20 protein-coding genes and 1 pseudogene are annotated in these 24,230 nt (G+C 53.7%); 8 read left to right on the forward strand and 13 right to left on the reverse strand.

Features of this window, described 5'->3' with window-relative positions:
• Positions 1 to 3: 3 nt before the first annotated feature.
• Positions 4 to 1,125: a C4-dicarboxylate TRAP transporter substrate-binding protein gene (locus GQA94_RS14085; RefSeq protein ID WP_158188599.1), complete on the reverse strand. Its 1,122-nt coding sequence runs from the start codon at positions 1,123 to 1,125 to the stop codon at positions 4 to 6.
• Between the two features lie 154 nt (positions 1,126 to 1,279).
• Here GQA94_RS14085 and GQA94_RS14090 point away from each other — a divergent pair, with 154 nt between their 5' ends.
• On the forward strand, positions 1,280 to 2,056 hold the full coding sequence (locus tag GQA94_RS14090) for an IclR family transcriptional regulator domain-containing protein (RefSeq protein ID WP_158188600.1): 777 nt from the start codon (positions 1,280 to 1,282) through the stop codon (positions 2,054 to 2,056).
• Positions 2,057 to 2,498: 442 nt separating this feature from the next.
• Here GQA94_RS14090 and GQA94_RS14095 read toward each other — a convergent pair whose 3' ends face one another.
• Positions 2,499 to 3,494, reverse strand: a complete 996-nt coding sequence (locus tag GQA94_RS14095) for an alpha/beta fold hydrolase (RefSeq protein WP_158188601.1) — start codon at positions 3,492 to 3,494, stop codon at positions 2,499 to 2,501.
• A gap of 265 nt (positions 3,495 to 3,759) precedes the next feature.
• Entirely contained in the window at positions 3,760 to 3,981 is a 222-nt protein-coding gene (locus GQA94_RS14100) for a hypothetical protein (RefSeq protein ID WP_158188602.1), read from the reverse strand.
• A 341-nt stretch (positions 3,982 to 4,322) separates the two neighbouring features.
• Here GQA94_RS14100 and GQA94_RS14105 point away from each other — a divergent pair, with 341 nt between their 5' ends.
• Positions 4,323 to 5,258: a LysR family transcriptional regulator gene (locus tag GQA94_RS14105; RefSeq protein ID WP_158188603.1), complete on the forward strand. Its 936-nt coding sequence runs from the start codon at positions 4,323 to 4,325 to the stop codon at positions 5,256 to 5,258.
• Between the two features lie 250 nt (positions 5,259 to 5,508).
• Positions 5,509 to 5,745, forward strand: a complete 237-nt coding sequence (locus tag GQA94_RS14110; protein WP_158188604.1) for a DUF2790 domain-containing protein — start codon at positions 5,509 to 5,511, stop codon at positions 5,743 to 5,745.
• Positions 5,746 to 6,171: 426 nt separating this feature from the next.
• Here the strand turns inward: GQA94_RS14110 and GQA94_RS14115 are convergent.
• Positions 6,172 to 7,397: pseudogene (locus tag GQA94_RS14115) on the reverse strand (benzoate/H(+) symporter BenE family transporter).
• Positions 7,398 to 7,800: 403 nt separating this feature from the next.
• On the opposite strand from GQA94_RS14115, the gene GQA94_RS14120 reads away from it, so the two are divergent.
• Positions 7,801 to 8,963 (forward strand): IS3 family transposase gene (locus tag GQA94_RS14120; RefSeq protein WP_158188605.1). Its coding sequence is split into 2 segments (ribosomal slippage): positions 7,801 to 8,056 and positions 8,056 to 8,963, totalling 1,164 coding nucleotides; the frame shifts between segments, so codons are not numbered across the junction.
• A gap of 267 nt (positions 8,964 to 9,230) precedes the next feature.
• On the opposite strand, the gene GQA94_RS14125 is transcribed toward GQA94_RS14120, so the two are convergent.
• The gene (locus GQA94_RS14125; protein ID WP_158188606.1) at positions 9,231 to 10,190 is read right to left on the reverse strand and encodes a site-specific integrase; all 960 of its coding nucleotides are present in this window, start codon (positions 10,188 to 10,190) and stop codon (positions 9,231 to 9,233) included.
• A 178-nt stretch (positions 10,191 to 10,368) separates the two neighbouring features.
• Between GQA94_RS14125 and GQA94_RS14130 the strand changes: the two genes are divergently transcribed.
• A complete protein-coding gene (locus GQA94_RS14130) occupies positions 10,369 to 11,358 on the forward strand; it encodes a DNA-binding protein (protein WP_158188607.1) in 990 nt (329 codons plus the stop codon).
• 69 nt (positions 11,359 to 11,427) lie between these two features.
• On the opposite strand, the gene GQA94_RS14135 is transcribed toward GQA94_RS14130, so the two are convergent.
• Positions 11,428 to 11,658 carry a helix-turn-helix domain-containing protein gene (locus tag GQA94_RS14135; protein ID WP_158188608.1) on the reverse strand — a complete coding sequence of 77 codons (231 nt, stop codon included), beginning with the start codon at positions 11,656 to 11,658 and terminating at the stop codon, positions 11,428 to 11,430.
• A 101-nt stretch (positions 11,659 to 11,759) separates the two neighbouring features.
• Here GQA94_RS14135 and GQA94_RS14140 point away from each other — a divergent pair, with 101 nt between their 5' ends.
• Positions 11,760 to 12,344 carry a hypothetical protein gene (locus GQA94_RS14140; protein WP_158188609.1) on the forward strand — a complete coding sequence of 195 codons (585 nt, stop codon included), beginning with the start codon at positions 11,760 to 11,762 and terminating at the stop codon, positions 12,342 to 12,344.
• Positions 12,341 to 13,747, forward strand: a complete 1,407-nt coding sequence (locus GQA94_RS14145) for a DEAD/DEAH box helicase (RefSeq protein ID WP_158188610.1) — start codon at positions 12,341 to 12,343, stop codon at positions 13,745 to 13,747. Before GQA94_RS14140 ends, GQA94_RS14145 begins: the two co-directional genes overlap by 4 nt.
• Before the next feature lie 96 nt (positions 13,748 to 13,843).
• Here GQA94_RS14145 and GQA94_RS23635 read toward each other — a convergent pair whose 3' ends face one another.
• The 3 genes from GQA94_RS23635 to GQA94_RS14155 are packed head-to-tail and all read right to left on the reverse strand — an operon-like array spanning position 13,844 to position 17,570.
• A complete protein-coding gene (locus GQA94_RS23635) occupies positions 13,844 to 14,893 on the reverse strand; it encodes a TniQ family protein (protein ID WP_423835319.1) in 1,050 nt (349 codons plus the stop codon).
• Between the two features lie 2 nt (positions 14,894 to 14,895).
• Positions 14,896 to 15,753 (reverse strand): TniB family NTP-binding protein, encoded by an 858-nt coding sequence (locus tag GQA94_RS14150; protein ID WP_158188611.1) that lies wholly within the window; start codon positions 15,751 to 15,753, stop codon positions 14,896 to 14,898.
• Positions 15,750 to 17,570, reverse strand: a complete 1,821-nt coding sequence (locus tag GQA94_RS14155) for a Mu transposase C-terminal domain-containing protein (RefSeq protein ID WP_158188612.1) — start codon at positions 17,568 to 17,570, stop codon at positions 15,750 to 15,752. Before GQA94_RS14155 ends, GQA94_RS14150 begins: the two co-directional genes overlap by 4 nt.
• A gap of 658 nt (positions 17,571 to 18,228) precedes the next feature.
• On the opposite strand from GQA94_RS14155, the gene GQA94_RS14160 reads away from it, so the two are divergent.
• Positions 18,229 to 19,860, forward strand: coding sequence for a hypothetical protein (locus tag GQA94_RS14160; RefSeq protein ID WP_158188613.1), 1,632 nt, complete (start codon positions 18,229 to 18,231; stop codon positions 19,858 to 19,860).
• 787 nt (positions 19,861 to 20,647) lie between these two features.
• Here the strand turns inward: GQA94_RS14160 and GQA94_RS14165 are convergent.
• The 4 genes from GQA94_RS14165 to GQA94_RS14180 form a co-directional block, all read right to left on the reverse strand.
• A complete protein-coding gene (locus GQA94_RS14165) occupies positions 20,648 to 21,640 on the reverse strand; it encodes an ATPase (protein ID WP_158188614.1) in 993 nt (330 codons plus the stop codon).
• Between the two features lie 56 nt (positions 21,641 to 21,696).
• A complete protein-coding gene (locus GQA94_RS14170; RefSeq protein WP_158188615.1) occupies positions 21,697 to 22,431 on the reverse strand; it encodes an HNH endonuclease in 735 nt (244 codons plus the stop codon).
• A 38-nt stretch (positions 22,432 to 22,469) separates the two neighbouring features.
• Positions 22,470 to 23,321, reverse strand: coding sequence for a hypothetical protein (locus tag GQA94_RS14175; RefSeq protein WP_158188616.1), 852 nt, complete (start codon positions 23,319 to 23,321; stop codon positions 22,470 to 22,472).
• Between the two features lie 385 nt (positions 23,322 to 23,706).
• Entirely contained in the window at positions 23,707 to 24,174 is a 468-nt protein-coding gene (locus tag GQA94_RS14180) for a helix-turn-helix domain-containing protein (protein WP_158188617.1), read from the reverse strand.
• Between the last annotated feature and the right edge of the window lie 56 nt (positions 24,175 to 24,230).

A 24,230-nucleotide genomic window follows, 5' to 3' on the forward strand; every position in this document is an offset into this window, starting at 1 on the left:
TTCTCAAAGAGAAGCTTTATCGTATATCTCGGTGCGCAATAATTCAGCGTACTGTTCCTCGGTGATATTCCCGTCAGCAACGAGCTTTTCCCATTTCTCAAGATTGTTTATGAAATTAGAAACTATCTGCTCAGGCTCGCTCACTCCACGTCCTTTAGCAGTGGCAGCTGCACGCGCGAGCTGGGACTGCATAAATTCATCGCGCGTCTGCTTTAACATGGGGGAGACTTCGACAAACTTGATGCCATTTTCTTGTGCGGCCTCTCTGGCTTCCGCCTCCTCACTTTCATAAGCGAAAATGGTCCTGGCAAGCGCAATCGGCGTCGCGTCTACTAACACTTTTTGCTCGCTCGTCGAGAGATCCTGCCAAAGCCCATCGCGAACATTGATATTTGACCCACCCTGGAACGCGCCCATCGGCAACGTTATAACGCTATCCACCACTTCATTTAGCGATAGCGACTTCAGCCAGCTGGTTGCGCCTATTACGCAGTCCAGTTGACCACGCTCCATTGCCTCGTACGCCTCATTGTTCGGAATATTTACAGGCACGCCCCCGATTTGCTCAACCCAGCGACCCATCTCCTCGCCGGCAACGCGCATCCGCAAACCCTTAGGCTCAAATCCGTTAGGGAATTCACCTTTGCACATTGCCTGATATGGCGGAGTTGCATAGTTCGACAAAAAGCGCACGTCATATTCGCTAAACTCTTGCAAACACTGTTCGCAGCCGTTGAGCACTGTGTCAACCGCAGCCGCGGCAGTCACGAGGGAATTTTGATTCCAAAACGACAAATCGCTGATGATTGAATTAGCCGGAATGGAAGTTGGGAAATAGACGCTAACCATAAAGCCAGCATCGATCAGGCCATCACGGACCGCCGTCAGCATCGTTGGGCCAGAAGCAGCAGCACCAGAGGGGAACAACTTAAACGATACGCTGCCGTCTGTTTCAGACTGGACCTTATCGATAAAGGTTTTGATACCAAGGCTGGTTGGATGATGCGGAGGAAGATAGCTTGCATACGTGAGGTCGCGAGCCATTGCACTGGGCGACACGCTTATGCTTGCAGTCAGGGCGGCACCGACAGCCATCACAGCAAATTTTTTATTGTTAGTAAGCATGGTGTGTTTCTCCTTTGTATCCGTTGCGCACTCTGTTTGATTGGAGTATTGTTCGCTGTGCGCACACGACGTTCTCACTGAGAACACGGTAGAGAAAAGACCCTTTGCCAGGGTTTGTCAAGCGGAAACACGTTGAGAGGAGCGATTGAGAGATATGGATGAGACCAGCTCGGATCTGGTTGTGGCCTCCTTTGCTCGAGGGCTAGCCATCATCAAGGCCTTTGGAGCGGGGGCGACAAGATTGACGCTTTCAGCAGCAGCCAAAAGGTCGGGGACTACTCGAGCGAGCGCCCGCAGGCTTCTCCACACGCTCTGTGCGCTCGGCTATGTCAAAACTGACGGCAAGGAATTCTGGCTGACTCCAAAGATTCTGGAGCTGGGCTTTTCATATCTTTCGTCTATGGAGATCTGGTCATTTGCGCAGGGCTATATGGAGGATTTGGTCCAGCGTGTTCACGAGTCGTGCTCCATCGCTGTATTGGAAAACTACGATGTCTACTATGTGATGCGTGTGCCGACGCGACGCCTATTGAAAAGCACATTGAACGTTGGCAGCACGCTTCCGGCCCATGTGGTTTCTCTTGGACGCATCCAGCTGGCGGCTTTATCGGAGGATGAGCTAGATCGTTATCTTGACTCAGTAGATCTGCGCCGCTATACACGGTTTACGATCACCGACAAAGATGAACTGCGCCGTGTGATATTGGAAGACGGAGCGAAAGGCTGGTCTGTCGTAGATCGAGAGCTAGAGGAAGGAATGTGCGGTATATCCGTCCCTATCAAGAGTCACGATAATCGGACCATTGCTGCTATAAATTTAACAATGGCTCCGAGCCGCGCAGCTGAACCTGGAGTTTTGGATGAACTTCTTGACCATTTGCAGCAAACCGCTAATAGCATCAATATGAGCTTGAGTGACAATCGGTCTTGATATTGCGGTCATCCGTGCCAGCAGTCCTGCAACCAGCCTGGCCGGCGTCATGTCGCATTAGGCCGAGCCTCATTTCGTGCTTTCTAATTCGCAGGATTGAAACAACACGGCACCGCGCTATTGATGGTGGCGGTTGGTCCCACCGTCGAATCAATTTTACCTCGCCGGTGGTGCCGCGCTAACGCCACGCCTCACCGGAGAATGCAGACTCTTTTAGTAATCATTGGACGCTTCCTGTCCGAACGCGAACCGGAAAACACCGCCGAGCTCAGACCAAGATGGCCTGCAGTCTTCAATAGATAGATCGCTCAGAGCCGCGCTCCTTTCGGCATGATGTACCCAGTAATTTGCAGAATATAAGCCCGCGCTGTCCTGTGGATCCGAGGCAAAAGCGCGGTCGATAAGCTCAGGAATGCACAGTTTAAGCCAGATTGGCTTTGGATCAATGTTCGAGGAAGCCGCGCAGATCGCTGGTAAACTTGACCGGGTTCTTGAACATCAAGAAGTGATCGCCCTGCTCGGCCTTGCTGTAGACGAACAACTGCGACTGAGGGACTGTCTTGTGGATCCAGCGCTGGCTTGGCAGATTGTTGCTGTAGTCGCCCGAGAAAATTGCCACCGGGACGTCGATCTTGTGTTGGATAACATCGCGCCAGTCATTGACGATGTGGTTGAACAATACCCGGCCCACCGCCTTCGGGTCGTTCTTGATGAAGTGTTGTGCAAAGCTTGCAGAGTTCTCGTAATAGGGCGAATCCATCAGCGGTGCACGCTCCCACGGCACCAGATCAGTGACCAGGGCATTGAGCGGCTTGCCGCCGGTGAAACCATCGACCATGCGCTCCGGCGATGTGGTGGTGCCGCCCGCATCCAGTCGTTCTTGCTCCGACCAGTCCACGTGCGAGTAGATCGATACCGGCTCGTCCACAAAGACTGCCTTGTCGATGCGGGAGGTACCGAACAGATCAATGTAACCCCACAGCACCGAGGCGCCCATCGACCAGCCCGCGTAGTTGGCCTTATCGAGCTTGAGATGATCGGATAGCTCTTTCAGATCCATCGAGAATCGCGAGATCCGGCCACCGTGCTCCACGCGCTGGGACAAGCCCTGGTTGCGCGGATCCATCACGTAGACGTGGTAATCCCGACTGAGCAGATACATCACATTGATGTATTCAGCGCCATTAGCCGACCAGCCCGGAACGAATACCAACGGCTCGCCCTCGCCGGCCTCCCAATAGGAGATCCTGACATCGTCAGAGGTAGTGAATGAATTGATCTGCAACCCTTGGAAGTCCGAGAGTTTGGTAGGCAAACCGTCGATCTTGTTGGGGAAATTGTAGTCCTGGCCGAGGACCTTCAGCGCCGATTCGGCCAAAGCATTGCCGGCCAGCGTTAGACCAACAGCGCATACGGTTGCGAGCATGGAAGTACGCATGGAAGTTTCCTCTGGGCTTGGATGGATAGTAGGCCCGTTTGAAGCGCTACTTCGAGTCTGGACGCGCCCTGCATGGAGCAAGACACCGTTTGCCCTAACACAAAGGCGTGCCGCAACCAGGGTGCGTAGCGAAGAAGCTGACACTGGCGACCCCGTACGAGTATTGACCGTGCAAACGCAAAAAAGCCGCGCATGTATCAAGCGGCAAAGGGAACATTTTCAAAGGTGTGTCACGCATCGATCGTCGAAACGCAACCAGCCGAGTTCAGCTGTCCTTGCGTTGCTCTGACGTTACCGTGGCGTGGGCCCGATGTGAGTCGGTAGATGCCTGATTGACGACGGCCCGCTCAGTGGCGGCGTTATGAGCCTGATCTTGTAGCGCTGAAAAATGAGCGACGAATGCAGGCGATTCTTCAGCAAAGGAAACGGGCGACAGTATCAGGGCGCAAGCGGCAAGCGCAGCTGCGGATAGGGTATTGCGGGTCATATGAGTTGCCTCTCGGTGCGCTGTGGCGTGGAACGTAAGGCAAGCTTAGGACCTCCCCGGAATTGGAAACAGGCAGCTACGGATAAAGCACCGTTACGTCGCACGCAATAACAGTTATGGCTCGCGGCCGTGCCTAGCGGAACGCCCCTAGTCGTCTCGCTTGGATGCGTGCCTCGATGCATGGCTTGACCCGTAATGTGCCCGGAGATGCAGAGAACACCGACGCTACGCTTTCGCGCTTTCCCACTTCACCGACTGGTATCAAGCCAGAACACATCCCCTTTCGCGCTCAGGCTGGACATGCGGGACCTGACCGCTCGGCACAGAGAGTAAGAAACACAATGGACATGTTGCATGCGATGAGGGCGTTTGTTCGGGTCGCTGACGCTGGTAGTTTCACTGCGGCGGCGCTGCAGTCCGATACGTCAACCGCTCAGGTCTCTCGATTGGTTTCAGAGTTGGAGAATCATCTGCAAGCGCGTCTTTTGCACCGCACAACCCGGCGATTGGCATTGACGGAAGCGGGCGAGCGCTTTCTGGAGCAATGCCGAGCGATTCTCGATCAGGTTGAACAGGCGCGAGCCGAAGCAGGCGGTGCGCACCTGATACCCAAAGGTCACCTACGGGTGCACTCGATCATTGGCCTTGGTATTCAGCTGTTAGCGACACTCGCCGGCCGTTACAACGAGATTTACCCCAACGTAAACCTGGAGCTGCTGCTGTCCCAGCGCCAACCCGATCCGTTGGAAGACAACCTCGATGTGATCATTACCCTCTCGCGCGAACTGCCAGATTCCGAGCTGATCGCGCAGCAGCTGGGCACAGTGCTCCACGTGGTCTGTGCCTCGCCCGCCTACCTCAGGCAACATGGCGCGCCGAAGGCACCGGCCGATCTTGAGAATCACAAATGCCTTCGCCTTGCCGATCCGGTGTTCAGCGATAGCTGGAACTTCATCGTTAACGATGCAGAGCTGCCTGTTTGGCCCGGCAATACCTTTAAGGTGAACGTTGCAGAGGCAATGAGCAGCGCCGCCGAGGCGGGAATGGGCATTTGTATGTTGCCAGATTATGTCGCCGTCCCTGCGCTACAACGCGGCTCACTAGTGCGACTGCTTCCTCACTACCATCTGCATGAAAAATACATCTATGCGCTCTACCCATCGCGGCGCTTCCTCGACGCCAAGGTGAAGACCTGGGTGGACTTCCTCAAGCAGGAGCTACCGCAAGCCTTTGAGGGTTACCACAAGGTGCTGCAGAACCCTGAATACTGGGCCTGATCATTGTTACAGATTCGGTAAGGCTTCCTCTCGCTGGCCGCTATTTTTCCGCCCCCCGCCAAACTTTACGATTTGTTTCAGAGACATGACGCGGTTGATTTTTTTAATCCCGCTACAAGTCGTGCGATTGATTGCTCCTTTAAATCGTCCGACACGTGTCCCTTTCGGCTGCCTCACTCGTTGGCAGCCTGTTTTATTCCGAGCGCACGCCAGAAACCTCTGGCGTGCCTCAACTTACGAAGAGGTCACCATGAAAAAACTTATCTGGATTGCCAGTTTGTCTCTGTTCGCACAACTGGCCGCTGCCGCACCACAAGCTACGCCGTACCACTATGGCGACGATCTCGACATCGCTAAGGTCATTTCCGTGAATGTGCCCAACGGTGGATGTTCAGTGGTTGAAGCCACGATGACCTATCTTGATTCTCGCGGCGAGACCCATGTAATGACTTACCTGCGCCAGGGCGCTGACTGCAACGACTACTAGATATCACCTCCTTTCTCTAGCACCACCGCCGGTAAATATGGCAACCGAGCGCTGGCAGGATGACCACAACCTGGACAGCTTCAGCTTGGTAACGGACCGGTCCCGCTGGTTGGGTTAGATGTTTGCAAACCGACTACCGCGACACAGCAGTTAGCCCTGTCATTTCGTAGCGTGCAACGCGGCGTTCGCGCCTTGTGGTCGGCGGGTTCGTTGGGCACGCGGCCGGATGGAACTGGCCGGGCCTGCAGGCAACCCATCGATAAGCTAAAAGGCGAGACTGCCGATCTCTTGCACGTCGGTGGCAGCAGTTGGATGCCGCTGTTTTGATGGGTTTGGGCTTTGTTGTCCTTTGAACGGCGAGCCGTCGTTCCGCAGGCGCAGGCCTGCGAAACGACAATAGGTGAAGGCCAACCGCTGCAGCCTAGATCAGCGGGCGGGCTGCTTCTCTTTGAGTGGCACGGAAGAGCTGACCGGCAAGGACCCGGGCGCCCGTTTCATCGTCAGCAGCAGATGCGCGGCGAGGCCGAAGATCAGTCCCCAAAATGCCGCGGCAGACCGAGCAACGACATGCCCGACGCGGTGACCAGGAAGGTGATCAACGCCGCCTCTCGGCCCTCCGGCACTGACATGGCCGTACTCAGCGCACCGCCGATGGCGGCCAGCAGTGCAAGCCCGGCCAATGCCGCAATCAGCGCGGCGGGAAACGCCGTGAATATCGAAACCAGCGTGGCGCCGAAGATACCCAACAGCAGATAGAACACCCCACCGGAAATACCAGCGATGTAGCGCTTGCCAGGGTCTTCGTGGGATTCCTTGCCAGTGCAGATCGCTGCCGTGATTGCTGCCAGGTTCAACCCATGACAACCGAAGGGCGCGAGTAGCAGGCTGCCCAGCGCGCTGCTGCTGATCAGCGGGCTCGCAGGCGTCGGGTAGCCGTCGTTGCGCAGCACGGCCATGCCAGGCACGAACTGGCCAGTTAGTGACACCATCACCAACGGAAACGCAACGCCAAGGATGACCTGCCAGCTGAACTCCGCGGTGATCCAGACTGGCGTCGCGAGTCCGATCACCAGCGCTTCGCTGTGCAGTTCACCACTAGCGACCGCTATGGCTACGCCGACTACCAACACTGCCATGACGGCGTAGCGCGGCATCATTCGCTTGAAGAGCAGGTACGTGCCAAGCATTGCCAATACCAGCCAGGGTTGCTCTTTAACCGAAACGAACAGTCCCGTGCCAAAGCGAAACAGGATGCCCGCGAGCATGCCAGCCGAAATGGCTGCTGGAAGTTTGCGGATGATCTTGTCGAACGCCCCAGAAAGCCCGACCAGCAGAATGATCACGCTGGACACTAGATAGGCGCCAACTGCCTGGTTCATGCTGATGTCGGGGAGCATGGTAACCAGCAACGCCGAGCCCGGAGCGGACCAGGCAATGATGATTGGCACCTTGTAGCGCAGGCTCAGCACAATGCCGAGCACGCCGCTACCGATGGAAATCGTCCAGACCCATGACGAGAGCATGTCATGGGGCAACCCACCTGCCTTTGCCGCCTGAAAGATGATTACAAGCGGCCCGGCGTAAGAAATCACGGTCGCGATGAAGCCCGCAACCACGGCCGAGAGGGAGAAATCTCTGAGTAGCGTGTTCATGACGCCTCGCAAGTCAGGCCTGGCGATCCGTGACAGAGTCCGGATCGCCCTTGTTGTGGGCCGTGCCTCTGAAACGGATGAGCGTAGGGTGGATGACGCTTCACCCATCCACCGCCGCACTCCGCAAAAGCCGGTGGATGAAAACAGCGTCATCCACCCTACGTTGGCCTTGGCCGTGGTGGTGCTTCTATCCACAGCGCCGACCAGCGGATCCATCATCCTCACAGGGAGGATGATGCTTCATCCATCCACCCTGCGCTCCGAAAAAAGCCGGTGGATGAAAGCATCATCATCCACCCTACGCTCAGCGTGATGAAGGAACTTGAGCCGCCCCTTTTATGTAGTGGTCTACTGATCCCGGACACCGATTTAGGCGAAAATCCTCGCCATTAAGAGGTGTTCGATGAGCAAGCAACGACGTACGTTTTCCGCCGAGTTCAAACGAGAGGCAGCTGCCTTGGTACTAGATCAGGGCTACAGCCATATCGAGGCCTGCCGTTCGCTGGGCGTCGTGGACTCGGCATTACGCCGCTGGGTGAAACAACTCCAAGACGAGCGCCAGGGCGTTACCCCAAAGAGCAAAGCGCTGACACCCGAGCAACAGAAGATCCAGGAGCTAGAGGCCAGGATCAATCGGCTGGAGCGGGAGAAAGCGATATTAAAAAAGGCTACCGCTCTCTTGATGTCGGACGAACTCGATCGTACGCGCTGATAGACCAGTTGAGTGAGCAGGAGCCGGTAGAAGTGGTCTGTTCAGCCTTCGATGTGGCGCGGTCTTGCTACTACGCCCATCGCCTTCGACGTCGCCGTGTCGATGCTCGTCGCGTCGCGCTACGTAGTCGGGTCAACGAGTTGTTTAGCCAAAGCCGAGGCTCGGCTGGCAGCCGAAGCATCCTGGGTATGCTGCGCGAGGACGGCGTGACGATTGGCCGTTTCCGTGTGCGTCGACTGATGCGTGAGTTGGGGCTGGTCAGCAAGCAGCCGGGCTCGCACGCCTACAAGCAGGCCACGGTTGAGCGCCCGGATATCCCGAATCGACTGAACCGCGATTTCGCTGTCCAGCGCCCGAACCAAGTGTGGTGCGGCGACATCACCTACGTCTGGGCGCAAGGTCGTTGGCATTACCTGGCCGCGGTGCTGGATCTGCACACGCGTCGGGTGGTTGGCTGGGCGTTCTCCGCCAAACCGGATGCCGAGCTGGTAATCAAAGCCCTCGAGATGGCCTACGAGCAGCGCGGCAAGCCACAGCAGGTGCTGTTCCATTCGGATCAGGGCAGCCAGTACGCCAGCCGCTTGTTCCGGCAGCGGCTATGGCGCTACCGGATGCAGCAGAGCATGAGCCGCCGAGGATACTGCTGGGACAATTCGCCGATGGAGCGCCTGTTTCGCAGCTTAGAGTCAGTGTGGATTCCGGCAACTGGCTACCTGACGGCACAGGAAGCTCAGCGGGACATCAGCCACTACCTGATGCACCGCTACAACTGGATCAGACCGCATCAATTCAACGGTGGGCTACCACCAGCGGTGGCCGAAGAGAAACTTAACCCACTGTCCGGGATGGGTTGACCACTACACAAGTAGCTCGGATGGAAGCTCAACGATAACGTCTCCGCTGCCGTCTCCTGGATCTTGGCAGACAACGCGCCAGCTATCAGGTGTGTCCATAACGGTACCCTCATAACAGAAAGCTTTAGTGTGGCATTCAATATTAGGGAAACGCCTTGCCGTAGCGCGCCTATGTCGTAGCAGCTGGGTCACAGGCAGGCCGATGAGGATCGCGCCAATAGAAAGCCCACTGAGTGGGCGGCCTTTCGGTTGTCTCCTAAGGGACGTCTATGGAAGTCGCTCCGGGCGACCGGGGATGAGTTGTAGCGCACTCAACTGCCCAGGGAACCCGCCCATGCTATCGACATAGCGTAATGCAGATTTACCATCGCTCCAGCCTACGTACTGCATCAGCGTCTTGAGATCCCAGCCGCTGCGGGTAGCCCAGGTGGCAAAACCGCGACGCAGCGAGTGACTGCTGTAAAACTCAGGAGACAATCCAGCCAACTGCAGTACGCCACGCAAGAGAGTGACAACGCTATTTGGGTGCAAGCCCTGCTCACCTAAGTGCCCCCAGCGATCAATGCCGCGAAATACAGGCCCTCGAGCTATGCCCGCCAAGCTGATCCAGTCGACGTAGGCCTGCACCGGGCACAGCTTGGCCAATGCTGGCGCGCTAAAGGTCTGGCCATGGTTATCCCGGTCACCTTTGCTCCAGGGAAGGAACAGTTGCATACCCTCCCCGGCCCGCACCTGGATGTGCTCGACTCGTAGGCGGCACAGCTCATCACTGCGAAACGCGCGCCAAAAGCCAATCAGGACCAGCGCGCGATCACGACTACAGCGTAGCAACCGCGGCCAGTCGTTCTCCGCTCGCGCTCTCCTCTCGGCCACCTCTAACCCCTGCACACATTGTTCGAGTTGACGTAATTGCAGCGGCTCTGCCTGCTTCTCTTGGCGGGGATGCAGCGTACGGATGCCCTTGACGATCTGGCGAACCAGTGGGGTTTTGGTCGGATCGGGGAACCCATGGCTAACGTGCCACTGCGCCAGTGCCGCGAGGCGCAGCTTGAGCGTGTTACTGGAAAGTGTCGACGCGTGATCCACAAGGTAGCGCACGATGGCATCGCTGGTCGCCGGCAGAAAGCCGCCATAGGTGACTTCGTAGTGATCGAGCGCCTGCTTATAGCTGCGCCGAGTGTTGGCCCGAATGCTGGCCTGCAGGTACCGCTCGATGTCTTGGCTCATCGGAGCGCATCCTCTGGTGTACCGGTGATCAACAGGCAAACGACGAAAATACCGCTTCATCTTGGATAATTCTAGATTATCCAATCCTATATCAGACTCTAACCTAGCGCCAAATCTGATCTTCGATAGAATGTAAATGCATAGCATGTAATACGGTACGAAATCGTAGGAGATTAAAATGGCGCGAGGCGGAATTAATAAGGTGGTTGTTCAAAAGGCACGCACCGCCCTTCTCGCCCGCGGCGAGCATCCAAGCATCGATGCAGTACGGGTCGAGCTCGGAAACACAGGCTCGAAGAGCACCATTCACCGCTACCTTAAAGAGCTTGAACCCACCAAAAACGACCGAGCAGGTGGGCCGATCACGCTAAGCGAGCAACTGGCCAACCTGGTGAATCAATTGGCCGATCAGTTGCAGGAAGAAGCCCAAGCAGCCATTGCTGGTGAGCGAGAGGAATTTGACCGGGAGCGGGCCGACTACCACCTTAGAATTCGACAGACCGAAAGCCGCGTGCAGCAGCTGGAAGACCAGGTAGCTGCAGGCGTCGAACGATGTCAAAAAGCCGAAAACGAGTTGCTGCTGGAGAGCAGGCAACGCCAGCAGGCCGAAATCGAAACCTCCCGTCTACAGCAAGCTAATCGGGACTTGGAGGAGCGGCTCAAGGATCGCGACGCGCAGATTTGTTCGCTTGAGGAAAAGCATGAGCATGCGCGTGATGCCCTGGAACACTACCGTCAGGCCAGCAAGGAACATCGCGAACAGGACCAGCGCCGAAATGAATCACAATTACAGCTATCTCAGCTTGAACTACGTCAATTGCAACAGACGCTAGTCGTCAAGCAGGACGAATTAACCCAGCTGAATCGTGACAACGAACGTCTGCTCACCGAGGCAAGACTATTGCAGAGGGATCAACAGGCCCAGCAGCGCCTGCTCGATCAGAACATTCAAGCCCGGGAAACCTTACAGAACCAGCTCAATGTGGCAGAAGCTGTCAAGCTAGCTTATGAGCAACGAAATTACGATCTACAAACCAAACTGGACAGCTTAAGCAAGACGAAAATCAGGCAGAGCAGCCGCCAAAAGCCGCGCCGGACTGAGCTTATAGTTGGCGCTGCAGAGAAATCACCTCTGCCAGCAAAAAGAAGAAAAGGACCAAGCGCCTAGGTCAGCAACCCTTCTCGGACAGACCACTCCGAAGCAGCTCCTGCCCTACTCATTAAGCTAAAGGGTAGTTCAGGGTCGTTGCAATTCGGACTGAGTAGGCAGCAGATAACCGGGATCGCAAGCAAGCTGGTCTGCGATCCGATAAAGCTTCTCTACGGTAATACTTACTTCACCACGTTCGATCCGCCCCATGTAGCTGCGGTCGATACTACAGGCCAGCGCGAGTGCATCCTGAGAAATGTGGCAAACCTTTCTCTGCGCTCGGATGCGTTCGCCCAAGGCCTTCGCCAAATATTCCATGACCGTCTCAGTTTCATCGAGACGGCAATATCATGCGTTTACGGACGGTCAGGCCACGGACTATAATCCGTATTTAACGTGCTACTCCCTCTGGTATTGCAATGAAATCAGCCTCGTTCATTTTCGATAGGCGGCTGTACGAGCTGCTTCAGAAGGAAGGCCGCACGCGATTCACGATACGTGAACTGCGTGACGCCTATGCCAAGCGCCTGGAAGGCATGAGTTTCCGCATCAATGACGTACGCCGCTATGTATACGAACAAATACGCCGGATGTTGCGCGTAGGCTGGATAGTACTTGACGAAGAGCGTCGTGTCCGGGGACAGGTCTACCACCTGCTGCCCGTCCCTGCGCATCTGCAACTGGACCTAATCGACAATGGGTTCGAAAACTACCGTAAGGCTGAGCCAGAGCAGATGCAATCAGAGACCACCGATCCGCTTGCACCGCTTCACCCCTCAGATGATGCAGACCAGCACCTAGAGGCGCTTCTTAAAGAAATCAGGCTGGACTTCCTGACCTCCATGGGTGAGGCGGAGCGGTACAAGCTGCTCATCGATGAAATGCCGCACCTCCGCGATACGGTGCAAGGCGACTATTTGGACGCCCGAGATCGCAGCTCACGCCTACTGGGTCATCTCCGCGCCATCGAAAAAACACTCAAAACTCTTTCGTCCATGCAATGAACAAACAACTGCGAAACTGGCAGCGCCAATGCGTCGACACGGCGCTAGAGCACTATTTGCGCGCGTCTCACTTTTTCTGCCAGGCAACGCCAGGCGCCGGCAAGACGCGCATGGCCGCCGAATTGGCCAGCAGGCTGCTTGAGCAAGACAGAATCGATCTGGTGCTTTGCTTTGCACCGTCCTGCCAGGTTGTCGAAGGCCTTCGCTCGTCTTTCTGCACTGTTCTTGGTAGGCGCTTCGATGGTCAACTCGGCGCAGTGGGGGCAGCGTTCACCTATCAGGCGATGGAATACCGTAGTGAGGCGTTCTGGACGCTGCTTGATGACTATCGTGTGTTTGCCGTTTTTGATGAGATTCACCACTGCGCCGGCCACGACATGGTCCTGAGCAACGCATGGGGCCAGCAGATACTTCAGCGAATACAGGACAAGGCCGCTTTTACATTGGCTCTATCCGGCACGCCGTGGCGATCGGATGATCGACCCATCGCACTCGCCCGCTACTCCTCGCCCGAGGGGCGACTGATCTGTGATTACCGCTACGGGATGCAGCAGGCTGTGGCAGACGGGGTATGCCGCTCCCCTCGAATTGTCCTACTCGACAACCAAAAGGTGAGGTTTACCGAGGAGTTGGACACAGAAAACATTGTCAGAACTTTCCCGAACATCGCTACGCTGTTGGGCGAGTCCCCTGTCACTTACGAAGAGCTGTTGCGCCATGATGAGGTTGTTGATCAGTTACTTGATCTTGCACGCGCCAAGTTAAATGAGCTTCGCCTGCTCGATCCTGATGCGGCTGGCCTGGTAGTTGCCACTGATATCGTGCACGCCCATCAGGTTGCGAAAGCTCTGAAAGCAAAGGGTGAAAGTTGCCAGCTCGTGACCAACAAAACCCCAGATGCGCAGCGGGTAATAAATCTATTCAGACGCAGCCACTGTCAATGGATCATCGCTGTTGGAATGATCAGCGAAGGGACGGATATCCCCCGACTCCAAGTGTGCTGCTACCTCAGCCGTATTCGTACCGAGCTGCATTACCGACAGGTGCTTGGGCGAGTGCTTCGTCGTACCGGGCAGTCCGATGACGAGGCTTGGCTGTTCATGCTAGCGGAACCAACGTTACAGTGCTTAGCGGAGAGGATTGCAGATGATCTTCCGGAGGACTTGGCGGTACTGAGCAGGGTGCCGATGCCTGCGCCAGGCTCGGCTCTAGATTCAGTTCCTGGTCGAGCTTCGGTTGTAGGAAATGAAGACCAAGCCAAAACGCACATGGATACTCTCTCCCCGCTGAAATTTGAAGGAGGAGCCACAAGCATCTTTACCTCTAAGGACCTCTCAACTCAGTCGAACCATCAAGTCAGTTTCTCCAAGCATTACCGGCAACAGCTGCTTGCTTGCTTTTGATGCTTATGTGCCGAATGGATGCGCATGGCATTGGAGGTATAATCGCACTGTTACGTCAACTTACTGGTCAAGCACTCTTCGTTGATGCCAGCACCTCTAGTTATGAGTAGCTCCAAATCGGTGCGCACCAACCACGCCTTCGCGAGCATATCGAGCCTCCTGAAGGTACAAATGGCGATCCAATAACGGAAAGTCCTTTCTTGGGAACGCACCCAAGTATTGGTGTAGGACCCGATACCCAGCCTTGTCGACATGAGGAAAAGCCGCTGCCTTATGCAGGTCATTGGGTAAAAGCAAGCCCGTTTCAGCGTCCTCACATGCCTTAATGAACATTGAAAACCTAGATGGAGGAAGTACGCCTAGTAGTGAGGCTGCCAATAACATGCTTCCAAATCTGCTTGGCGGGTCCGCTGTAGATGGACCCTTTAAGATGCTCAGCTCAAAGGACCCCGGATCAGCAAATCGAGGGCCGACTTTGGACTGAAAATAAATCCTCGCTGCTCCACCTCTGCTCCCATGAAAGGGGGACTGGAGCAATATGTCAAACAAACTATTAAACAAGCCAAACCAAATGTGTCGCTGATTGGGTCTTTTATATGCCAATAGGTGCTCGATCTTGCTTAGCGTGGTAAGACGAAAACGAGCGAGCTTTGAACCTTTAGCAGTTATACTCCCTGAGCTCGAATTGCACTCCTGAACAAAAGCATTCCAAGCCTTCGAATAGTGAGACGCATCGGATAGCATTACTAAATCTCGACCGTGCACGTTGCACATAATTGAATTAACATAACACCAATGTTTTCGCCACATGGGCAAATGACCACTAGCCACGTCGCCTCTTAAACAGTCTGGACAAAAGAAATGACGATACCTCCAGTCAACAACGGATCCGTTTCGCAGACAAAAATACTCTTTTAGGAATCGAGGCTCAATATGTTCGCCCCTAAGTTTTATACGCTTGCTGGCTGACAAGAAGTCGCTATCCGGGTCAGCATACTGTATCTCTAACCCTTCCCACCATTGCGATGGACGCGCACTCAATGCCAATCGTGTTATATCTACTGTATGGCGATGGAAACTGCATCGGAAAAGCCATGACGATAACGTCTCGTCAACACCCGGCCTAGGCAGAGGGTGTAACTTCATATCTAGTAACCCCAAGGATTTGATTTAGCGCGCCCCAGCATGTCTAGATCAACTTTTTCAACGCCCAGCTTTACCGCATAACACGCCGCACCTCTAATCAACTCGAGAGTCTTATCCATCCTCCCATTGGTGAGATGAATTATTTCCATTACTATTTCCTCAGAGTACAAGTGCGAAGGCAGCTGTAAAGGTAATGACTCTTCGACCTCTAGCAAAAAGGATCTAAACTCCTCATCTTCTTTCCAATCCGCAAGAGCGACCTCATGAAACCGTCTTTTAAATTCATCACCTGACTGTAGGGCATTCCGTGCGCTAGCTGTGCCAAAGCAGAACAGCTTCAAGCCATACTCTGATCCCAGCAGTTTTTTCAGAATAGACATGTTAATTCGTTGCTCCTGCTTTGGGCGCAACAGCGCATCATGAAACTCATCAATAACCAAACCCCAAATTTTTCTGAGTTTGATAACTTCTCTGATTTCGTTCGGGATATCCGCGCCGCCTTTAGGCCTCGATTCGGATATTGGCAAACCAAGTGCCAGCGCAAGCTCGGTTTTAAGGCTCTTCTTTACGCTGATCTCGGGCGATTCCGCCATTGAGAGGATAGCCAATCCGTCGCTGTTTCTAACTCGCTTAGGGATCTTCGAGATAATCGCGGTTTTACCGGACCCGCCTGGACCAACCACGAGCAACGCTGGCGCATTCATACGCTCTGGGACGGTTGCTATATTATTCATCATTCGAAAAACAGCTTCGCTGGAATTATTATCCACCCAGAGCTCTTGATGAATTGCAGCTATTCGCGCTTCAGTATTAGCAGTTAAATACTTCTGCATATCCTGTCGAACGTGCTCGCCACTCATTTTAGGTCCTCAGGCATGAATTTCTTTGGAGGGGTAGAATAGTCAGGTTTATTTTTATCGGACTTAACTAGCGAATTATCGCTGGCAGGCGCTGGATAAGCATCGGAATAAGCTTTTTCTGCGGCATGGCGGCGTCTCGCCTTACGAGTTAACTTTGTACTCTCCGCCTCAATCTCTAGCTTGGCCCTGTACGCTTTGCGCCCCCTATCATCATCGATAGCCCCAGCGCGCACTGCTTGAGGATGGAACTTACTCGCACGATATTCTTCATAGCTGGGTGCCTGTCCCGTCAGGTCAGCTAGCGAAATAGGGCAAAACTGGCCATTCAGCTTCACCCACACTTGATTCATATTGAACGGATCAGACTTAACTATTGCATGGTTTGTACCAACAAAAGGTGTGAGTACAGGATCCCAATAAACTTGGCCGTGCAGCTTGATACCATCCGGGTTAACTTTACGACTTTCTTGAGGCATGAACCAAAGTTTCAGCTGCTCGGGGTCGGAGAGTTTCGGAGGATAAGGAGTACCCCCATTCGGTGCAAAATAGTCAGCCCATGCTTGTCGCGGACTAATTTTCAAAGCGCTATGTATCGTAGAATGGTAGACAACCACTTCGCGCGCAAACCAGCCAAAAAAATCGGAGAAGGTCATGGTGGCGCTCTTTTCACTATTGAGATCCCGGCGCGCAACCGAGTTCGACATCGTAGTGCCCTTTAATAAGTGCACTTTGGTTGTCATGAACGTACCAATCAATCTTTCCACATGGCCGCCAAAGTGCTTTTGTCCAATTGGCCGGTACGCAGGATGTATTCCAAATGCTTCGCATCCAGCCTTGAATTTTGCACTTGTAAACTCTGCGGCATTATCCATGTGCAGAACCTCGGGCTTGCCATAATAGGGATAATCATCAGAATCTATGCCTACAGCTCTGGCAAAACCTACTTTAGGAAGCACACTCTGGCTAAGTGCACAAGCTACCGAAACAGCCGACGGCACGTGAAGACTGAGGTAGTACCCAAGAATTACTCGTGTGTATACGTCAATTGCTACCGTTAACCAAGGGCGGCCAATCACATGGACACGATCGTCCGCTAGCAGAATGATGTCGACCAATGTGTGGTCCATTTGCACCCACTGTAACGGTCTTTGGACAGTTTTCTTACCTGCTCGCGCTGTAAACTTTTGGGCTGCCGCGTCAGGGCCCCGCTTTATTTTTAATCTGTTTTTTTCTGACAATATTGATCGCACGCGCCGCAAAACTGTATCCTTACAAGGAGAAGGAAGACCCTGCTCTTTGCATTTAACATCAACTTCCACCCAAACTTTGCTATAACTAGCCCCTCTCGACGCGTACACTTTTTTAGTCGCTTCAAAAATTGCCACTTCGACTGATTCATCCAACCGGGTTACACCTTCCTTTACCCCCCGCTTCTGAAGAACTAAAGACAACGGACCAACGTCCTCGTCGAACTTCTTGGCCAATTGGAAGAAATAGCTCCGTGATACGTTTAGTAACAGACAAGCTTGACTTACCGTTACTTCCGCTAATCTCCACTTTTTAATTACGTTATAGCGTTCAGCGGCTAGAGATAGCTCATCTTCTGTATAGTCATTAACATTTAAACGAACTTCATTAGCCACGCTCAGTTTATCGGCGACCCCTGCAATCCGCTCGATATCGCGCCTAGAAACGATCAGTGCCTCGCCAGAAGCACTAATAATTACCCTAACATGCTTGTCACTGAATACCATTTTAACTGTGGCAAGCTTTCCCTTCGCAACTACAAGCTCTCCAGAAACTAGCTGGTCGGTCATAAGTTATATCCGACATATAAATGCGTTAACTAGCTCAACGGCATAGCCCAACGCAGATGTAAAAAGCGCGTAAATTTCCAACAGTGCGCAGCCTCAAGTTATGCTTGAGAGCGCATGATAAAAAAGTAGACCATGGCCAAAATTATCGCCACTGCAATCTACTTTTTAAATTGTAATCGACTTAAGTAGTTGATTTATCTGGATAAATTTGCCTACGTTTTTTAAGTAGACGCCACAGCTGCTCTGCAGTTGTGAGTGTTGAAACCAAAACGGAATCCTGTCGCATCACCGGAAATGATACCTCTCAATATGTTGCCCCCGACAGCTAATGTGACACCCGAGATGCAAGCCAATCACTGTCGGAACGAAAACGGAACGTTTAGGACGTTTGGGCGACGCAATCCTTATTTTTTCCGTCCTGAACTGTCGAAACCAAAACGGAAAAATATTCCGACCCAAATCTCCGCCGCACCCAACCCCCTGAAATCCCTGCTTTACTTTAAAGCGCATTTTCGGCGTCTTGACGCCGCTGTCGGAACCAAAACGGAAAAATACTGTGATTCGCCATGCGCTCGTCCTCCAGGATTGCCAAACCTGCTGATTTAGCTAGATTGGTGCCGGTGCATCGTTCCAATCGGCCCCATCAAGGATGTAAAAGGTGTTCCCGAGATCAGTCCTCACAGACCGTGGTGAAACCGCACACCGTGTCGAAGCCAACGGCAACGTCGAAGCCGATGAGCGCTCCACATCCCAATCGACCCTAATCTTGGGCTACTTTGCCTCGTTCCCATCCGAAATAGGCGCAGTCGAAACCTACGAGCATTTTTGCCGCTACTCCGATAGCCTTTCTTCCTCTATACGAAGTAAATTTCGAACCGTGGTGTTCCTTGAAAAATTCGTCCTCTGGGCGATTTGCATCGCAAGGAAGCCACTGAGCGAATTTGCGGCACCGGATCTCAGGGCCTTCAGCGCCTTCTGCGCGCGGCCACCGGAGGCCTGGGTTGGCGCTCGGAAGGCAAGATTTGTCATCAATAAAGGCACCGAACGTCATAACGAAGACTGGAAGCCATTCGCACAGTCGATCGCAGATCCTTCACTTGGATACGTAACTAACCGATTTTTCGAGTTTTTAGGCTCGGACTTGGGTGTACAGCCCAGGCTGTCGAGCTCCGATTTGTACAGAGCACCGCGAGCGCCGTTCAGTGACCAGGATGACTTCCAAGCTCAGCAATACCTTAAATACCTCGCAAACCTGACGCCAGCCACCAAGGTTTCTGAGCGTGGTTTGCTTGTGTTTTCGGCCTGCTATCACCTTCGCTTCAGCTTTAAAGAGTGGCGCTCAGAGCGCAGTCACTTTTCAATGGCGTGCTTTTCATCGATAGGTTCCAGCGATCCGCACTTCATCATGCGAGGTCATCTGCGAGACTACAACATCCCCGTCCCCCAGGCCCTCATAGACTCGATGTCCAGATACAGGCACAGTCTGGGGTTGAGCGCTATTCCATCTCCGGACGAAGGCAATCCATTACTTACGGAAGCCTTGCTCAACAAGCTAATGTGGAGACTTCCCAAAATGCCTGGGTTGGGGTGTTCTCCTAGCGAGCTGCTTGAGCGAGCCGTGGGTTTTCGTATTAGTCAGCTTGATACGCCAGCACCCGTTCGTCCATCACGAAGCGAAAGCTCGCGCCAGTATCGATTGAGTTGGAATCGTAAGCAGGTTTCGAAAGCACGTGGGGCCGCCCACCAACAAGACTCTGCGGATCTGGACGCCGATTATCACACGCAGGAGCACCCGCCTCCATTATTTGGTATGCAGCAGAGAGAAGTGCTCGTTCTTTCAAAGACTCAAGGACAAGCCTATGTCGCAAGCTGTTTTCCAAGAAACCGCTTAAAAATTGCGCTGGAGTCGTTAGAGGTACTTCGGGTATACCGTTCATGCAGTGCGGATCGGTTAAAGCTGGTAGCACTTGAAAAACTGCTCCTCTGGTCAGTTTATATCAAGCATAAAAGTTTCTACTCGTTGACCCCGCTTGATGCTCGGGAATTTTACGAGTTTTGTCTTGCACCGCCTACGAGCTGGGCTGCCAATCATGCTCAGGCAAGGCTGAGCGTCCGAATTACGGGCGTGCTGCCAAATCCAAATTGGACTCCATTTGTCCGCATCTCTGGCAGCGATGAAGAAAAAATTGTTCGGGCAGGCCGAATCATGGGCTGGTGCGAGAATGTTTGTAATTCACTATTGGTGATCGAATCGGTCAAAATCAACATTTTTTCTGGCATGCTGGACTAGCCATCGCGAGATGTGTAACGAGACGCGCGTGACTAGACCAGCAGCGGAAAACAACCGCCGTCCTCGGCCCAAAAAATCACTCCGTCAAGCCAATAAGAGGCTCAAGCCTAGAGCGGGCTTTTTCAATAATTCCGTATATGAGTATATTCGGGACATGGGGCGTCAGTCTCAAGGTGGCCGCCCTTTTGCCCCACTGTCGTTTCGCCTGGGCTTAAGTTGAGCCACTTCGAATTGCTTGCTCACATCGTTAGCAATCGCCTGCACTGGAATGGCATGCAGTGGGCTGTTTCGTCCACAGCCTAGTGCTCAGAAGCACCTTTCACTCTCGCCCTGCCGGCGCCGACCGCCCCGAAAAATATTCTGTGCCTGGCTTATGGCACGGCGAAAAGTGTGCATAGCCACCTTTCTGAGGCCCCGGACTGGGAGCCGAGAAAATTTTGAAAGGTGGTCGTGGCACGCGGAAATTGGCCATTAAATGGGTGTCCTTTCAATCAATCGGGACACCTCAAATGCGTACACTGTTGATCGGCCTTCTTCTCTCCGCTGCAAGCGATGTACTGAGCGGCCTACTGCTTTACTGGATGACCGAGGAGCGCACTCCAGCAGCTCCCATCCCTTACTGTTGGTCACCAGCTGTTCCTGGCCAACCTCAACCCGCGGTCGACGAAGCGCACTAGTGGGATTGGAGCGGGATGAGATCAGCAGTTGCCGTAGCCGATCTGGGGGAGACCCATCGCTTGCGGCATTGGACACTGACCAACAGGCCTCTCCCTTAAGCTGTGTGACGTCAGCTTTCCTCCGCTGGGGCCAACTCGGCATCGGCATCATAAGTCTGCTTTTTGCCAGGAATCAGCACGATTTTCTTCAGATCGCTGACTAGCAAATTTATGCTTTTTCCACTGGGAGCAAGGGCAAGCTCCCCTAAGGCGAAGACGCGGAAATAATCCGCATCCTCTAGCTGCAAGATCTCCTCAAGGTAGCGTCGAAAGCGGTACTCGCCCATCTGCTCTTTGGACACATAGAGAAAAACGAGCTTTCCATCTAGACGGTCGTAGAACCTGAGCTTGAAGCCGGCACCATAGCGCCCGACCAAGCTTGCCCCGCCGTGAAGCACACGGTTGGAGGCTCCCAGCTTTGCATAGGAGATGCTCTTGAAAAACCAGGAAAAGGGCATCTCACCTTCGCCCACCACTTGCAGTTTCATCGTCTTGAACTCTTCTGCCGAGAGTTCCTGTCGCGCTTGCCGATAGCACTCTACCAGCCGCTCAAGACTGCTGGTACGGTGGCTCCTGGATTGATTTCCACCTTGGCCTACCCTTTCGCTTCGATTCCCGCCAGCAACCTCGCCGCCCTCCCCAGCACCGCCAGTTGAGTCTCCCCCTGCAGCCTGTTCAGCATCGGGTTCAAAGACATCAATATAGTCATGCAGCTTGCGCCGAGCTCGACGGAGGAAAGCATCTTTCTCGAATTCACCAGGCAGCTTGCCATCGACCTCCTCCGCGCCCTCATCGATCATCCACTCACAGTCCGGAGAATGTGTGTACTTGTTGTTCTCGCGGAAGTGGGCTGCCCGGTAGGTGTCGTACGGTTGCTTGTCGTAGTTGACGGCGGTGATCTTGGCTTTCGTCGCGAGGTCACGGCACGATTCGTTCGAGCACAAGAAATCGAAGCGACTGCGCGGCAGGGGAAGCGAGAAGAATGCCCGCCGAGCTTCAGCAATGGAGAGCACTTCACCTAGCTGAACGCAGTAGGCGCGTGTGATTGGCGTTCTAGTCGACATCGAATGCGATTTCCTGATCTAGACCAGACTGGTTAGCGGCGACTAAGGCTGGGGGACTATGCGTAGCCGAAGGTTTCCCTATGGGCAGCTAGGTAAGGCAAATGTTTTGGATCGAGCTTGCGCAGCTTCATGGTTGTCGACAAGCCGAACTCTGGCGGCAGGTTTTCAGCGGTGCTTGACAGCAAAATCGAGCCATCATCTTTGAACGAGATCATGCCTTGGTCGAACAGACGATCATAGTGCGGGGCAAGCAGCAGGCCGTTGAACGGATCGAGCTTCACGTCTGCTTCTGATTGACACCACGGTACGATGTGGGACGCGACCAGCAACCTTGGTTCATTCACTCCAGACAGTGCGCAAGCATCCCCCCAGAACTTCATCAACTGCTTTCTAAATTTTTGCTGGCCGACACGTGCCATGACGGTTGTGGCACGAGAAGTACTCAGGTTGGCCATGTCCTGTTTGCTGCCGGCTTGGCCATCTTCCTGTTCATCAGCATCGAGCACGGTAACGATGAAACTGGACTCGGGATTTTCTAGGACAACGGGCCGAACGATCTCTGCAAGCGCCTGAGGGAACTGAATTTCTCGTCCGCTGGTGATCTGGAAGTAATCGACAATATCCAGATCGAATCGTGGTTCAAATGAGATTTGTAGTAGGCGTCGTGTCTTGTCTACGAATTTGCAACGCTCACGAACCGCAGGGTGAGCACCCCACAGAAGGTGTTCCTTCTTACGGTCACGGAATGGCTGTTCCCAGGATGTATCCGATAGCTGAATGAGCGTGGCCATGCTGATCCCTCTGTATCAAAACGATTTAAAAACGGGTGTTAATTTTTTCCAAAATGATTATTCCATCCTAGGGGCAAGCGGGTCGCCACTGATTTCTTGCTTCGCTCCCCTTGTCGGAAACGCTTCACTGACTCGGCACTCATCAACTTATCCGGGCTAAGATCCAGCACGCAGCTGAGCAAGGATGCTATGGCAGCGTCAGACAACCTGAAGGTGTTTGGAATCAAACCACCACGCTCAATTGAATGCTCATCAAGCTTCGAATAATAAGCTCTTAGGAAATCCGTGAGCCCAGGCTTCCTGCTCTCAGTCGCTGCGGCTGTCACAGAATTGTCTGCTACCACCATGGCGTCTCGCGCATCGGCGGCAAGCGCCTCTGCGAAGTCGCTCAGAGTTGGCCAGTACTTGAGATCGTACTGGTTATGAAGGCCGACAAGATCATCTTCAACGTAAAGGCTGAAATGATGGTTGTGCTCGGCAGCATCCTTCAGCACGTCCAGAACGTGATAGTGCGTTTCGCTGCTAAAGCCGGATGTTTCTTGAATATCGCTACGCCGGGAAAGCAGCCCGCCGAGCTGAGTCGCCAACGAGGCAATCTGGCTATTCACTGAAATCAATTCATCTCGATCCTTTCGGGCCTTGATAGCCTTTTCGGGACTCCAACCTACAGGCAGGAAAACAAGCATGTCGAAGAACGACTCCAGTGCCCGGTGATGGCTATGCAGCTGCTCGTATAGATCTTGGTAAGCCTTACCAAGATCATTACGCATGCCAAGCATGCGCTCGATGACACGGTTGGTGCTTGGCCAAATTCCGTGTTCCTTGTTGTAGGTCAAATCCGCCCGCAGGACAGATTCACATTCAGCCACTGCCTTCTCGATTGCTCTCACTGGATCACCTTTGCTGTCGACTATGGCGACAAGATTAGAGCCAGGGCGCGCGGGCGTCGGCACCTAAAAGAAAATGCCGCGCGCCCTTATAGGTACCTGCTGCGTGAGCCGCGTGCAGATAGGTTTCGCTCAAAAAACGTAGGGACTAGTACGATGCAGCCACTCAGGGAACAAGAAAAAACCAAGCTTTGGCTCAGCCAGTACGATAACAAGCCCGCCGACCGTCAATTGGCAGAGAAGCTGCTCGACTCGATCAGCTATTGTCCCTCAATGAGGCACTTAGGTTTAGTACGATCGCTCGCTCGACCCTGGCGCAGTGGGCTTTTCCCATGGAGCTTTACGCATCGCTGAAAGCATCTGCAGCTTCGCTAACGTCCTTGCTTATTCAGTCAGCAACAGCCCAATGCCGATCGACCGTTGACCGCCCTATCTTCAACTGACGAATCGTTTCTGCTTTCGTCATTCCCCTACCCTGACACTCCCGTATTTGAGAGCGAAGCTCCTCACCCCTCCTTCCCTTCAGGCCCTTTTCAAGCGATTCCAAACCCGGGATTGGACGGAGAATAACTTTCGCCTTCAAGAATGCCTCAAGCTCTTGCTGGTCACGATGGAGCAATATGAGTGGGTCTGACTCTTTGGCCGCAGCCTGGGCCAACAGCATTAGATTGCTGACGGAAATTTGAAGTAAATCAGCAATTCCGGTGAGGCTGCGCAGCGATAGCGAGGTCTTGCCCAGCTCGACTTTCGAGAGAAATCGTTTCTCAACGACATCGCTGAACGCTTCGAGGCTGAGCCCGCGCTGGATCCGCAGCATGCGAATCGCGCGGCCAAGGCCTTCATGGAGATCAGTCAATTTAAGCGCTCACAAAAGCGAGCATATAGCCACGCTTCCATGTTTCTCATCTATGA

It is taken from the genome of Stutzerimonas stutzeri (assembly GCF_009789555.1).
In the GTDB taxonomy this organism is placed as follows: domain Bacteria; phylum Pseudomonadota; class Gammaproteobacteria; order Pseudomonadales; family Pseudomonadaceae; genus Stutzerimonas; species Stutzerimonas stutzeri_R.